Origin of the sequence: Halomonas sp. PAMB 3232, from assembly GCF_031954225.1 — a bacterium.
In the GTDB taxonomy this organism is placed as follows: Bacteria; Pseudomonadota; Gammaproteobacteria; order Pseudomonadales; family Halomonadaceae; genus Vreelandella.
Genome location: NZ_CP134865.1, coordinates 2,063,284 through 2,077,033, shown reverse-complemented (window position 1 = coordinate 2,077,033; position 13,750 = coordinate 2,063,284). Strand labels below are relative to the sequence as shown.

Genomic DNA, 13,750 nt, shown 5'->3' with positions numbered 1-13,750 from the left:
ATGCTTTCGAGTTATATATGTGCCATGCCGGCCGATTTCAAGGCGCTATTTACGGTCGCTCTTGCGCACCAGATAGTCGCCCAGACTCTGAAAACCCTGCACCATGACCACCAGCACGACCACCGTGACCAGCATGATGGTGGGGTTGAAGCGATTGTAGCCGTAGCGAATGCCCAAATCCCCCAGCCCGCCGCCACCGACCGCGCCGGCCATCGCGGAGTAGCTCACCAGCGTCACTACGGTAATGGTGAGGCCGGTGATGATGCCGCCGCGCGCCTCGGGGATCAGCACCTTGCAGATGATCTGCCAAGGGGTGGCGCCCATCGCCTGGGCGGATTCGACCAACCCGGGCGAGATTTCGTTGAGTGCGCCTTCGATCAGGCGTGCCACGAACGGAATCGCCGCGATGGTTAGCGGCACCGAGGCGGCGTTGATGCCGATCGAGGTGCCCACCAGCATGCGCGTGAACGGAATGATGGCGACCATCAGAATGATGAAGGGGATCGAGCGGCCGATGTTGGTGACAAGGCTCAGCACCTGGTTGAGCACCGGCATCGCCATGATCTGGCGCGGGCGGGTCACGTAGAGCAGCACGCCGAGTGGCAGACCTAAAAGCGTCGCGATGACCCCGGAGACCGCGACCATATAGAGCGTATCGAGCGTGGCCTGGAGAACAAGATCAAACATCGCGCTGGACATAGCCTAGTACCTCTACCTGTAGTTGATGCGCTTGAAGATACGCCATGGCTTGTTGGGTCTGCTCGGGGCTTCCCAGAAGTTCGGCGATCATCAGCCCCAGCGTGCGCTCCTGAATGGATTCGACCTTGGCCTGCAGAATGCTGACATCGACACTACACTCGCGGGCGAGGCGCGAAATGAGCGGCGTGGAAACCGCATCGCCCGAGAACGTCAGACGCACGACCGGATGGCTCTGCGGCCCTTGGGTGTCGGAGAGTCTTGCGATCAGCTCCTTGGGCGGGCTGAGCTGCAAGAAGTCGTTGAGAAACTCGCGGCCGAGCCGCGTACTGGGGGCAGTGAAGAAGTCGCCGACGTCGGCGTCCTCGACCAGCTCGCCGCCGGAGATCAGGCTGACCCGGTGGCAGATCGACTTCACCACCTCCATTTCATGGGTGATCAGCAGAATCGTGATGCCAAGCGTTTGGTTGATGTCGCGCAGAAGCTCGAGAATCGAGCTGGTCGTTTGCGGGTCGAGCGCCGAGGTCGCCTCGTCGCACAACAGCACCTGGGGGTTGCTCGCCAGCGCCCGGGCGATCGCCACGCGCTGCTTCTGGCCGCCGGAGAGCTGGGCGGGGTACATGCGAGCCTTGTCGACGAGTCCCACCATTTCCAAAAGCGGCGTGACGCGCGTTTTGATATCGGCGCGCTTTTGACCCATCAGTTCCAGGGGCAGGGCGACGTTGTCGAAGACCGTGCGCGTGGTCAGCAGGTTGAAGTGCTGAAAGATCATGCCGATGCGGTGGCGAGTGCGGTTGAGCTCACGCCGCTTGAGGGTGGTGATGTCGCGGCCGTCGAGCGAAACGCGGCCTTCACTCGGGCGCTCGAGCAGGTTGACGCAGCGAATCAGCGTCGACTTGCCAGCACCGGAAAGCCCGATCACGCCGTGAATGGCGCCTCTTGGAACGGTGAGATTGACGTTCTTGAGGGCGTGGACCGCGCGGGGGCCGCTGCCGAAGGTTTTACTGACGTTACTAAGTTCGATCATGGCGTCTGCCTTTATGTGAGGCCGAAGACGGGAAGTGGCGGGGTTAAAAAAAGGGTTAAAACAAAGGGGCTAAAACAGAAAAGCCACCCCGACGGGTGGCCATCAATGCTGGGCTCGCCCTTTTAGCTGCACTTCACCGCCGTTGGCTGGTGGACGCCCGCAATCCGGGTATAAATCGGCGTCTATCGTCGTTGCGGCGAAAGTCTAAATAGCCCCCGGCGGGTTGTCAACGTAGACCAGGTGCCAAGCGGTGACTGACAAAATCGGTCGCGATCGGCGCACGGGCAAGTGTTTTGAGTGCCGTTATCGCGCATTCAGCAGGAATGCGCTATTGCCAACAATCGATACAAACGCACTTTGGCCTGGCCGGCTTAAAAGGCGATAATGACGCTTTAATCCCGGCCCTCGATGGTCGGGCGCCAATCAGGGGGAGTGATGTTTACAGGTATCGTGCAGGGAGTCGCTCGCGTGGTCGAAGTGCGCGAGCTCGAGGAGTTTCGAACCCACGTGGTGGCGCTCGAGGCACCGCTAAACGAAGGGCTCGAGCTCGGGGCGTCGGTATCGCATAACGGCGTATGTCTGACCGTCACCGCAATCCACGGCGAGCGGGTCAGCTTCGATTTGATGCGCGAAACGCTCAGGCTGACCAATCTTGGTGCGCTTGGGGTCGGCGACTGCGTTAATATAGAGCGCGCCGCGCGCTTTGGTGATGAGATCGGCGGCCATTCGATGTCCGGTCACATCATCAGCATGGCGGACGTGGTGGCCATCGATGAAGCGCCCAACAACCGCCGGCTCTGGTTCTCGCTGCCCGCAAGTTTCGGGCGTTTCGTGTTCGAGAAGGGCTATATTGGCGTCGACGGTATCAGCCTTACCGTGGGCGACGTTCGTCCGGCCGGCGAGCGTGTGGAGTTCAGCGTCAACCTGATTCCCGAGACGCTCGAGCGCACGGTGTTGGGTGAGCGCCTACCGGGGTCTCGGGTGAATATCGAAATCGACCCGCAAACCCAGGTCATCGTCGAAACCGTCGAGCGGGTGCTGGCAGCGCGCGGGTGAGCCCGACGTAGCGCAGGGGCACACGGCGTTGGTCGGGCCGGTTTGACCGAACGGTTAATACATGGCCTGAAGCTTGCTAGACAGTGAGTGGCAACGAAACGGCGGGCTTGCCCGCACTCATGAGCGGCGCACTACCGGCTCGCATCGGTTTGGGGCTTTCGGTAGACTGTGCGGCTTTTCTTGGCAAAGGGCGCAGGGATCACAACGATATGAAGGGTCTGGATAACTATTTCAAGCTCACCGAGCAAAACACCAGTGTCAAAACCGAGGTGATCGCGGGCATCACCACGTTTTTGACCATGGCCTACATCATCTTCGTCAATCCGAGCATCCTGTCGGAAGCGGGGATGGACTACGGCGCGGTGTTCGTGGCGACCTGTGTCGCCGCCGCCATCGGCTGTTTCGTGATGGGGCTCTGGGCCAACTACCCCATCGCCCAGGCGCCGGGCATGGGCCTCAACGCCTTCTTCACCTACGGCGTGGTACTGGGAATGGGCTACACCTGGGAGGCGGCGCTCGGCGCGGTGTTCCTTTCAGGCTTGACCTTCTTTTTGCTGAGTATCTTCAAGATTCGCGAGTGGATCATCAACTCCATTCCGATGTCTTTGCGCCTCGGTATCGCGGCGGGTATCGGACTGTTTCTGGCCATGATCGCGCTCAAGAACGCCGGTATCGTGGTGGAAAACCCGGCAACGCTGGTGTCGCTGGGCGATTTGACCCAGCCCTCCGCCATCTACGCGATGGTGGGCTTTTTCGTGATCACCGCTCTTGCTTATCGAAACGTCACCGGCGCGGTGATGATCGGGATTCTCGGTGTGACCGTAGTCTCGATGGCGCTTGGTCATAATCAGTACGGCGGGTTGATGTCGATGCCGCCGTCCATTGCGCCGACCTTCATGGCGATGGATCTGGCGGGCGCGCTGGACGTGGCGATGCTCAGCGTCATCTTCGCCTTTCTGTTCGTCGATTTGTTCGACACCTCCGGCACTCTGGTCGGCGTTGCCCACCGCGGCAAGCTTCTGGACAAGGACGGCAAGCTTCCGCGTATCGGCCGCGCGATGATGGCGGATAGCACCGCGTCCATGTCCGGCGCGGTACTCGGCACCTCGACCACGACGAGCTACATCGAATCCACCGCGGGCATCGCCTCCGGCGGGCGCACGGGCCTCACCGCGGTGGTGGTTGGTGTGCTGTTCTTGATCAGTCTGTTCTTCGCCCCGCTCGCCGGCTCCATTCCCACCTACGCCACCGCCGGCGCGCTTTTATACGTAGCGGTGCTGATGGCGGGAAGCCTGGCCCATGCCAACTGGGACGATGCCACCGACGCAGCCCCCGTGCTGATCGCCGCGCTCGCCATGCCGCTTACGTTCTCCATCGCCGACGGCATCGCGCTTGGGTTCATCAGCTTCGTGGGCATCAAAGTGCTCTCCGGGCGCTTTGCGGATCTCAATCCGGCGGTGGTCGTGCTGGGGATTCTGTTCGCAGTTAAATTCTTCTTTTTCGGCTAGGCAGGCGCCTGGCCTTTTACCAACCCATGAGAGACGCGATGAGCATCTACGGCGACTACATCAAGTCCGTTATTCGCACGGTTCCCGACTGGCCTGAACAGGGCGTCAATTTTCGCGACATTACCCCTTTGCTACAAAATAGCTCGGCCTTTCGTAAACTGATCGATAGCTTCGTGCACCGCTATCAGGACATGGATCTGGATGCCATCGCAGCGATCGATGCGCGCGGTTTTATCATCGGCGCGCCGCTGGCCTACGAGCTTGGCTGCAGTTTCGTGCCGGTACGCAAGAAGGGCAAACTGCCGTTCAAGACCATCAGCGAAACCTATACGCTGGAGTACGGTCACTCCGAAGTGGAGCTTCACGCCGATGCCTTCGAACAGCAGGATCGCATTCTGCTGATGGACGATCTGATCGCCACCGGCGGTACCATGCTCGCCGCCGCCAACCTGATCCAAAGAAGCGGTGGTCAGGTCGTGGAAACCTCGACGATCATCGATCTGCCGGAGCTTGGTGGCTCGCAAAAGATTCGCGACGCAGGCTTTAGCGTATTCGCGGTATGTTCCTTCAACGAAGACGAGTGACGCCCCCATGAGCAGCGAACGTTACCATCAGCATTTCACGGTTTCCTGGGACCAGCTTCACCGCGACGTGCGCGCCCTGTGCCATCAGCTCATCGAGCGCGACTTCAAGGGGATCGTTGCGATCACTCGGGGTGGGCTGATTCCTGCCGCGCTCATCGCCCGCGAGCTCAACATTCGCCTGATCGATACGGTCTGCATCAAAAGCTATGACCACATGGATCAGGGCGGGCTTGGTGTATTGAAAGGCGTCGATCATGACGGCGATGGTTGGCTTCTGGTCGACGACCTGGTCGATACTGGCAAGACCGCTCGCGCGGTGCGCGAAATGCTGCCCAAGGCGCACTTCGTCACCATTTACGCCAAGCCCGACGGCCGTCCGCTGGTCGATCAATACCTGACCGAAGTTGGCCAAAACTGTTGGATCCAGTTTCCCTGGGACATGGGCGTTGCCTATGTCGAGCCGCTCGCCGACCAAATCAAAAAGTGAGATGAGATGACCGACCCTTTACCGACAGAGTGGAGTCAGTGGCTGGGCCAGGAGTTTCAGGCCGATTACATGGCCTCGCTCAAGGCGTTTCTGGCCGAAGAGAAAGCGGCGAAAAAGGTGATTTACCCGCACTCCTCGAACTGGTTTCGTGCCTTCGAGCTAACGCCGCTTTCACAGGTAAAGGTCGTTATTCTGGGTCAGGACCCGTATCACGGGCCCAATCAGGCCCATGGGCTCTGCTTTTCGGTCATGCCTGGCGTGCCGGTGCCGCCGTCGCTGGTCAATATTTACAAAGAGCTTGAAAGCGACGTCGGCTTTACGCCGGTCAACCACGGCTTTCTGGAAGACTGGGCAAAACAGGGCGTGCTGCTTTTGAACACCGCCTTGACCGTCGAGCGCGGTAATGCCGCCTCGCATCGCGGCAAGGGGTGGGAGGGTTTCACCGACGCGGCAATCAAAACGGTGAGTGAGCACGCCGAGCCGTGCGTTTTCCTGCTGTGGGGTAGTCACGCCCGACAGAAGAAAGCGCTGATCGATCAGTCGCGGCATTTGATTCTGGAATCACCGCACCCGTCGCCGCTGTCGGCCCATCGCGGTTTTCTGGGGAATCGTCATTTCTCCCAGGCCAATCGTTTCCTGGAAGAGCAGGGGCGCGCGCCGATCACCTGGCAATTGCCCGCGACCCCTTAACCTTGCCCCCGGTTGCGGGTAGAATAGCGCGCAATTTTGCGCCGGCCGGGCGCTTTTAACCCTGCAGTGAGGTAGTTCCATGAGTGTTTACGCCATTAATCATCCGCTCGTCCAGCACAAGTTGGGCCTCATGCGGGAAGGGGGTCTGAGCACCAAGAGCTTTCGCGAACTGGCAGGGGAAGTGGCCAAACTGCTGACCTACGAAGCGACCAAGGATCTCGAGATCGAGGATCACGAGATCGAGGGCTGGAACGGCGAGCGCATCAAGACCCAGCGCTTGAAGGGCAAGAAGGTCACCGTCGTGCCGATTCTGCGTGCAGGCCTTGGCATGCTCGAAGGTGTCACCGACCTGATCCCGAGCGCCCGGGTCAGCGTGGTCGGGCTTTATCGCGATGAAGAGACGCTCCAGCCGGTACCCTATTTTTCCAAGTTCGCCAACGATATCGAAGAGCGCATGGCGATCGTCATCGACCCGATGCTCGCCACCGGCGGCTCGATGATCGCCACGCTCGACATGCTGCGCGAGCGCGGCTGCGAAAGCATGAAAGTGATCGTGCTGGTCGCTGCGCCGGAAGGAATCGAGCGCGTGCGCGAGGCGCACCCGGATATCGATATCTACACCGCCTCCGTCGATGAGCGCCTGGACGAGAACGGCTATATCGTGCCGGGGTTGGGCGATGCCGGCGACAAGATCTTCGGAACGCGCTGATCGCGTTTTATACCGTGCCCCTTGCGCTTTGCGCCGGGGGCTTTTTTTTGGGTGGCCACTATGAGCCGCCTGCATCGCAACTGATAACGCCGGTGCCCGTTGGGTACCAAGAGTACGTTAAGGAACGTGATATGAGTACCGCTTCATCCCGTGAGTCCTGGCCCAGAACGCTTCTGACCGGCGCCCAGATGCTCTTCGTGGCCTTTGGCGCGCTGGTGCTGGTGCCGCTTTTGACCGGTCTTGACCCGAGTGTGGCGCTGTTCACCGCCGGCGTGGGTACGCTGGTCTTTCACGGCGTGACCCGTCAAAGCGTGCCGGTGTTTCTGGCGTCATCCTTTGCCTTCATTGCGCCGATTCAAGGCTCGATCGCCCACTTTGGCGTCTCGGCGACGCTTGGCGGGCTGATCGCCGCGGGTCTGGTTTATACCGTTATCTCGCAAATCGTTCGTCTAAAAGGGGTGGGGTGGCTGAATCGACTGCTGCCGCCGGTCGTGGTGGGGCCGGTGATCATGGTGATCGGCCTTGCCCTGGCACCGACGGCGGTGAGTATGGCGGTGGGAGATACCAGCGATAACATCGGCTACGGTCAAGCGATCTTTCTCTCCATGGCGAGCCTTTTCGTCACCCTGGTGCTGGCGGTGTTCGGTCGCGGGCTTCTACGTCTGGTGCCGATCATGGGTGGGGTCGTCACCGGCTATACGCTGGCGCTGATCATGGGTGTGGTCGACTTCACGCCCATCCGCGAGGCGGCCTGGCTGTCGGTACCGGCCTTCACCGCGCCGAGCTTTCACTGGGCGGCGATTCTGTTCATGATTCCCGTGGCGATCGCCCCGGCGGTCGAGCATATTGGCGACATGGTGGCGATCGGCTCGGTCACGCGGCAAAACTATCTGGAAAAGCCCGGCCTGCATCGCACGCTGTTGGGCGACGGCCTGGCCACCATGGTGGCGGCGCTGTTCGGCGGCCCGCCCAACACGACCTACTCGGAAGTCACTGGCGCCGTCACGCTCACCCGCGCGTTCAACCCGATCTACATGATCGTCGCCGCCGTGCTGGCGATTCTGCTGGCCTTTATCAGCAAGCTCGGCGCGCTGCTGCTGACCATTCCGGGGCCGGTCATGGGCGGCATAATGACGCTGCTGTTCGGCTCGATCGCGGTGGTGGGCATGAACACCCTGGTGCGCGCGGGGCAGTCGCTGACCGAGCCGCGCAATCTGGTCGTGGTGTCGCTGATCCTGGTATTCGGTATTGGCGGCATGCAGTTTGGCGGCGGCCAGTTCACCCTTCAGGGCGTTAGCCTGGCCGCGCTGGTCGGTATCGTGCTTAATGCCATTCTTCCCCCGGAAAAAGAGCTCGCCTAGGCGGGCGTGGAGATGCTCTTGCAACCCATCAGTGCGCCGTTTCCGGTGCTGGGCGTGGCGGCCTGGAGCGGAACGGGCAAGACAACGCTTCTGACCGAACTATTGCCGCGCCTTAAAAAGGCCGGCCTGAACGTGGGTGTGATCAAGCACGCCCACCACGCCTTCGATATCGACAAGCCCGGTAAGGATAGTTACCGGCTTCGCGAGGCCGGCGCCGCGCCGATGCTGGTGGCATCCAATCAGCGCTACGCGCTGATGCAGGAGACGCCGGCGCAGAGGCAAGCCGGCCAGGAAGGGCCCGATCTTTTACACCTGCTGTCGCTCATGGCGGCACACCGGCCGGACCTGGTCATCGTCGAGGGTTTCAAGACCTGGCCGCTTTCCAAGCTCGTGCTCTACCGCGATGGCATTGGCGATGAGTCGATTATACAAAGCGACAACGTGGTGGCTGTGGCGCTCAAGGGCGAAGCCCCCGAGCGGCTTGACGCTTCTATCCCGCAGCTAAACCTTGATAACATCGACGAGATCGCGCGCTGGGTACTCGAATGGACCCGCGCGCACCGTGACGAGAGCACCGCAATGACCAGGGATAACGACATGCAGCTGACGCATCTGAACGCCCAGGGCGAAGCCAATATGGTGGATATCGCCGATAAAGAGGAGTCCCGCCGGGAAGCGGTGGCGTCAGGGCGCATCGTCATGGCGCCAGCTACGCTCAAGCTCTTGAGCGACGGCGAGCTTCCCAAGGGCGATGTGCTGGCCACGGCGCGTATCGCCGGTATTCAGGCAGCCAAGCGCACCTCTGAACTGATTCCGCTGTGTCACTCGCTGTCGCTGAGCAAGGTGAGCGTCGACTTTACCCTCGATTTCGACACCGGGGCGGTGAATGTCGAGGCGCTTTGCCGGCTCAGCGGGCGTACCGGTGTCGAAATGGAGGCGCTAACCGCGGTGTCGGTGGCGTGCCTGACGCTTTACGACATGTGCAAGGCGGTCGACAAGGAGATGCGCATCGAGGCGATTCAGCTCGAGAGCAAGCAGGGTGGGGTGCGCGGCGACTATCAGCGCCAGAATGGGCCGATCGTCACCGGCGAGGGTAACCCGGGCGAGGTGAGCGTGGGCGAGCGCTGTAGCGTGTCGCCCTGCGTACGGGTCAAGTTTCTGGCCGAGCTGCGTGAGCAGGTCGGCGAAAGTGATCTATCGCTGTCGCTTTCTGATCTCGAAAGCCGCGACGTGGCCGGGCTCAAGGCGTACCTGAAGGCGCGCGACGCGCGCTTTTCCGCACTGGCGGACAAGCGCACGCTCTGCGCCGTCAACCAGGTGATGGCCAACGATAGCGCGCCAATCACCGATAAAGACGAGATCGCCTTTTTCCCGCCAGTTACCGGAGGCTGAATGCAGACGCCTTCCTCTGAGCAAGCGCTCGCTTCGGGCGCGGATACGCCGCCTATTCACATCCGCGTGCAGCAGGAGGCCTTCATTTTTGATGAGGGCTACGAGGCGCTCATCGAACATCGTCAGGATGTCGGGGCGCTGGTGAGCTTCACCGGCCTCGTGCGCGATTTCAACGAAACGCCGGACGTCACGGGGCTCACGCTCGAGCACTATCCGGGCATGACCGAAAAGGCGCTCACCGATATCGCGGTGGAGGCCGCTTCGCGCTGGGCGCTCAAAGGCGTGGTGATTGTGCACCGGGTCGGGCATCTGCGCCCGGGGGATCCGATCGTACAAGTGGTGGTGGCCAGCGCTCACCGGCGCGACGCCTTCAGTGCCTGCGACTTCATCATGGATATTCTCAAGACCCGCGCACCCTTCTGGAAAAAGGAGCACTCGCGCCAGGGCGATTACTGGGTCAAGGAGCGCGCCACCGATTTTGACGATGCCGCGCGCTGGTAGGAGGCGATCAAGGAGGGCGTTGGTAGGCGCGTGTAAGGGGCTACCCGGCTCAAGCGCCGGGCGGCTCGGTCGCCATGATCTGAAGGTGCACCTCCGGCAGATGCTGGCAGTGGTGTCCCAGCCAGCGAACCAGCCCCGGCGTCAGTGCTTCTCTGAGTTCGGCGAGGGAGTCGACTTCGATTTCGTCGAGCCGCTCGTCGAGCCAATCGCTAAAGCTCTCTTCGTCGATGGGGCTGGCGCCACTGGCGTCGAGCATCAAACGCCCGATACGCTGCCAGCCGGTCTCAGAAGCGCATACCGGCAGTGCCAGAAACAGCGTGCCGCGCCGCGCGCCGCTCGACTGGCCGTCCGCAAGCCCGGGGTGGCGCGTCACGCTGTTTTGATCCACCACCTGGGGCAACTGCGGGTGGCGCGCCTCAACGCGTAACCCTTCGTTATCCAGACACAGCATATCGCCATTGACCGGGGCCAGCGGCGCCTTGATGCCGAGCTCTTGCGCCAGCGCCTGGTGCGCCTGCTGATGCACCGTTTCGCCGTGAACCGGCAGCAGCGCGGTGGGCCGAACCCAGCGGTAGAGCGTTTTGAGCTCCTCCTGGGCGGGATGGCCGGTGGCGTGAAGCTCCGGGTGGTTGTTCTCGTCGAAAAGCTGAACGCCGAGCTGAGTGAAACGCTTCTTGAGCGCCGCGATCGGGCGCTCGTTGCCGGGAATCGCCTTGGCGGAAAAAATGACGTTATCGCCGGCTTCCAGGTCCATGAACGGGTGGCGGCCCTGGGCCAGGCGCTGGAGCGCGGCGCGCGGCTCGCCCTGGCTTCCGGTGGCGATCACCACCACTTCGTCCGGCGGCAGATAGCCCAGGTCCTGGGGCGGCACCAGCGGCGGAAAATCGTCGAGATAGCCAAGACCGCGGGCCACACCGACCATGCGCTCCATCGAGCGGCCCATCAGGCTCACACGGCGCCCGCTTTGGGCCGCCGCCTGGCCGATCGCCCACACACGCGCCAGATTGCTGGCAAAGCAGGAGACCACCACGCGCCCGGTACAGGCCTTGAGCGTTTGCGTCAGCGCGTTGGCCACCGAACCTTCGCTGCCGGCACTGCCCGGAAGCGGCGCGTTGGTCGAATCACCCACCACCAGATCCAGCGGTGCCAGCGCCTGAAAGTGCGCCGGGTCGACGCTCGGCCCGATCAAAGGCGTCGGGTCGAGCTTCCAGTCGCCGGTGTGCAATACCCGGTAGCCGCCGGCGAGCATCATGATCGCGCAGCTCTCGGGAATCGAGTGGGTCATCAGTAAATAGCGCAGCGTGAACGGGCCCTCTTCGAGGGCATCGTTGGGCTCGATCACGCGAATCGCGGCGCTTGAAAGATTGTGTTCGGCAAACTTGTGACGGAGTAACCCGGCGGCCAGGGGCGTGGCGTAGATCGGGCACTGCCATTTGGGCCAAAGCCAGGCGACCGCGCCGATGTGATCCTCATGGCCATGGGTGATGTAGAGCGCTTTAGGGGTAATCTCAAGCTCGGCCAGCGTATCGGTGCTGGGCACCTGTAGCGGAGCGCTGGGAAGATCCTGTCGAATCATCATCCCGCAATCAATGGCGATCCAGTGACCATCGAAACCATAAAGCGTCAGGTTCATTCCTATTTCACCGCAGCCCCCAAGCGGCAAAATGCGCAGGGGCGGTCGGCGTCGGGGGCGAAGTTGAACGCGGGATGGATCCATTGATTTTGAACAGCCTGAAAAGTAAGACTTTAACTATACGGTAAGGCGGGGGCGGCTAACAATCCTGGCAGTGTTCCCGATCGCCGCTTGCGCTACACTAACGCCCCCCAAGGCCTCAACGGTTCTTGACGACCCCGTCGGGTCGCGTCTTCGAAACGTGTATCAAGAGTGTATTCATGTCGCATTATTACCGTTTAGTGGTTTCCTGCCCCGATCAGGTAGGCATCGTGGCGCGCGTGTCGAGCTTCATCGCTCAGCACGGCGGCTCCATCACCGAGGCGAGCCAGCACTCGGATCTGCAAACGGGCCGATTTTTCATGCGCTACGAGATTCTCGCCGACTCCATCGGCATGAGCGCGGCCGAGCTCGAACAGGCGTTTGCGCCCATCGCCAACGCGTTTTCGATGCAGTGGGCGCTGGTCGATACCCAAAAGCGGCGCCGGGTCGTGATCATGGTGTCGAAAGAGTCCCACTGCCTGGTCGATCTGCTCTACCGCTGGCAGGCTGGCGAGCTCGACTGCGACATCGTGGGCATCATCTCCAACCACCCGGACATGCGCGCGCTAAGCGAGTGGTACGGGATCGATTATCACCACATCGCGGTCGACCCCAGCGACAAGCAGCCCGCGTTCGATGCGGTGCAGCGCCAGGTCGAGGCGCTCGAGGCGGACTGCATCGTGCTGGCGCGCTACATGCAGATTTTGCCGCCGGCGCTCTGTAGCCAATACGCCGGCCAGATCATCAACATCCACCACAGCTTTTTGCCGTCGTTTGCCGGTGCCAAGCCCTATCACCAGGCGTTCGAGCGCGGCGTGAAGCTGATCGGCGCGACCTGCCACTACGTGACCGAAGAGCTCGACGCCGGCCCGATCATCGAACAAGACATCCACCGCGTCAGCCACTGTCACACGCCCACGGATCTGGTGCGCTTTGGCCGCGACGTGGAGAAGTCCGTGCTCGCCCGCGGGCTCAGGTGGCACCTGGAAGATCGCGTGCTGATCGACGACAACAAGACGGTCGTCTTCAACTAAAAAACGGGGCACGAAAGTGCCCCGTTTTTAGTTTATAAGCTTGAGGATGACAATACGGGCCGCCGTGCCGGGCTGACCGTAGCGAGGGTCTTTCGCCATGGATGGCGAAAGTAGCGCCCAGGGAAGGGTTCACAGCGCCCTCGCGCAGGGTTGCCCGGCACCGCCACATTTCCCTGTCTCAATCGATAGGTCAATTAACCCAGCGCTTGGCCACTGCCCCCGCGAATCACGCCAACGCCGACACCTTCGATATCGAGCTGCTGGGTGCGAAGATCGATTTCGATCGGAGCGAAATCGCTGTTCTCGGCGTGCAGCGTGACCTGGTGGCCGTCGCGGCGAAAACGCTTGACGGTGACTTCGTCCTCGAGGCGCGCCACGACGATCTGGCCGTCGCGTACCCGCTCGGTGCGGTGTACCGCCAGCAGGTCGCCTTCCAGAATGCCGATATCCTTCATCGACAGCCCGCGTACGCGCAGCAGGTAGTCGGCCTTCGGCGTGAAATACTCCGCCGGCAGCGGGCAGTAACGATCGATGTGTTCGGCGGCCAGAATCGGGCTGCCCGCGGCCACTTCGCCGATGATCGGCAGCCCCTGGGTCGCGGATTCGACGCTGTCGCTGGCTTCAGCGGCGGATTCCGCTGCTTCCACCCCTTCCTGATTTGGCAGGCGGATGCCGCGGGAGGTGTGGCGAATGATACGGATGGCGCCCTTGCGCTCGAGCGCGCGCAGGTGCTCTTCGGCCGCGTTGGGTGAGCGAAAGCCCAGCGCTTTGGCGATTTCGGCGCGGGTGGGTGGGTAGCCGTACTCGTTCATGGTCTTCACGATAAAATCGAATACGTGCTGCTGACGAACGGTAAGAGGACGAGGCATGGCTGACTCCAGGGTAAAAGGTAACTATAAAAAATGACTTAAATATATGTGTTTAAGTATACAGTATGTTCCTCTGTCCAGTATATGACTCAAGCCACGGATTATAAAGCCGTTCGCCCTTA

Annotated in this window: 14 protein-coding genes and 1 pseudogene; 11 read left to right on the top strand and 4 right to left on the bottom strand. The window is 61.5% G+C overall.

The annotated features are described in order from the left end of the window. Nucleotides 1–45 precede the first annotated feature (45 nt). Together RN346_RS09485 and RN346_RS09480 are read right to left on the bottom strand one after the other, a co-directional pair. The gene (locus RN346_RS09485) at nucleotides 46–699 is read right to left on the bottom strand and encodes a methionine ABC transporter permease (protein WP_263587045.1); all 654 of its coding nucleotides are present in this window, start codon (nucleotides 697–699) and stop codon (nucleotides 46–48) included. Further along, a complete protein-coding gene (locus RN346_RS09480; protein ID WP_263587046.1) occupies nucleotides 680–1,723 on the bottom strand; it encodes a methionine ABC transporter ATP-binding protein in 1,044 nt (347 codons plus the stop codon). Before RN346_RS09480 ends, RN346_RS09485 begins: the two co-directional genes overlap by 20 nt. Nucleotides 1,724–2,158: 435 nt before the next feature. On the opposite strand from RN346_RS09480, the gene RN346_RS09475 reads away from it, so the two are divergent. From RN346_RS09475 to moaE, 10 genes and pseudogenes are all read left to right on the top strand, one after another. Then, a complete protein-coding gene (locus RN346_RS09475; protein WP_311960970.1) occupies nucleotides 2,159–2,779 on the top strand; it encodes a riboflavin synthase subunit alpha in 621 nt (206 codons plus the stop codon). 209 nt (nucleotides 2,780–2,988) lie between these two features. Beyond that, nucleotides 2,989–4,287: an NCS2 family permease gene (locus tag RN346_RS09470; RefSeq protein ID WP_311958000.1), complete on the top strand. Its 1,299-nt coding sequence runs from the start codon at nucleotides 2,989–2,991 to the stop codon at nucleotides 4,285–4,287. A gap of 38 nt (nucleotides 4,288–4,325) precedes the next feature. After that, nucleotides 4,326–4,871 (top strand): adenine phosphoribosyltransferase, encoded by a 546-nt coding sequence (locus tag RN346_RS09465; protein ID WP_252109226.1) that lies wholly within the window; start codon nucleotides 4,326–4,328, stop codon nucleotides 4,869–4,871. A gap of 7 nt (nucleotides 4,872–4,878) precedes the next feature. Continuing rightward, nucleotides 4,879–5,358, top strand: a complete 480-nt coding sequence (gpt, locus tag RN346_RS09460) for a xanthine phosphoribosyltransferase (protein ID WP_252109225.1) — start codon at nucleotides 4,879–4,881, stop codon at nucleotides 5,356–5,358. A gap of 6 nt (nucleotides 5,359–5,364) precedes the next feature. Then, on the top strand, nucleotides 5,365–6,048 hold the full coding sequence (gene ung / locus RN346_RS09455) for a uracil-DNA glycosylase (RefSeq protein ID WP_263587049.1): 684 nt from the start codon (nucleotides 5,365–5,367) through the stop codon (nucleotides 6,046–6,048). Between the two features lie 79 nt (nucleotides 6,049–6,127). Then, a complete protein-coding gene (gene upp, locus RN346_RS09450) occupies nucleotides 6,128–6,757 on the top strand; it encodes a uracil phosphoribosyltransferase (RefSeq protein ID WP_252109223.1) in 630 nt (209 codons plus the stop codon). 131 nt (nucleotides 6,758–6,888) lie between these two features. Then, on the top strand, nucleotides 6,889–8,118 hold the full coding sequence (locus RN346_RS09445) for a uracil-xanthine permease family protein (protein ID WP_311957999.1): 1,230 nt from the start codon (nucleotides 6,889–6,891) through the stop codon (nucleotides 8,116–8,118). A gap of 12 nt (nucleotides 8,119–8,130) precedes the next feature. Continuing rightward, nucleotides 8,131–8,607 (top strand): annotated as a pseudogene (mobB, locus tag RN346_RS09440) (molybdopterin-guanine dinucleotide biosynthesis protein B); the annotation flags it as partial. Nucleotides 8,608–8,715: 108 nt separating this feature from the next. Then, entirely contained in the window at nucleotides 8,716–9,510 is a 795-nt protein-coding gene (moaC, locus tag RN346_RS09435; protein ID WP_263587304.1) for a cyclic pyranopterin monophosphate synthase MoaC, read from the top strand. After that, complete coding sequence (moaE, locus tag RN346_RS09430; protein ID WP_311960969.1) at nucleotides 9,511–10,011, top strand: molybdopterin synthase catalytic subunit MoaE; 501 nt, start codon at nucleotides 9,511–9,513, stop codon at nucleotides 10,009–10,011. A gap of 49 nt (nucleotides 10,012–10,060) precedes the next feature. Here the strand turns inward: moaE and RN346_RS09425 are convergent, their stop codons facing one another. Further along, nucleotides 10,061–11,644 (bottom strand): ribonuclease J, encoded by a 1,584-nt coding sequence (locus tag RN346_RS09425; protein WP_263587052.1) that lies wholly within the window; start codon nucleotides 11,642–11,644, stop codon nucleotides 10,061–10,063. 260 nt (nucleotides 11,645–11,904) lie between these two features. Between RN346_RS09425 and purU the strand changes: the two genes are divergently transcribed. Next, nucleotides 11,905–12,759, top strand: coding sequence for a formyltetrahydrofolate deformylase (gene purU, locus RN346_RS09420; protein WP_311960968.1), 855 nt, complete (start codon nucleotides 11,905–11,907; stop codon nucleotides 12,757–12,759). Between the two features lie 194 nt (nucleotides 12,760–12,953). Here the strand turns inward: purU and lexA are convergent, their stop codons facing one another. Next, nucleotides 12,954–13,628 carry a transcriptional repressor LexA gene (lexA, locus tag RN346_RS09415; protein WP_263587054.1) on the bottom strand — a complete coding sequence of 225 codons (675 nt, stop codon included), beginning with the start codon at nucleotides 13,626–13,628 and terminating at the stop codon, nucleotides 12,954–12,956. Between the last annotated feature and the right edge of the window lie 122 nt (nucleotides 13,629–13,750).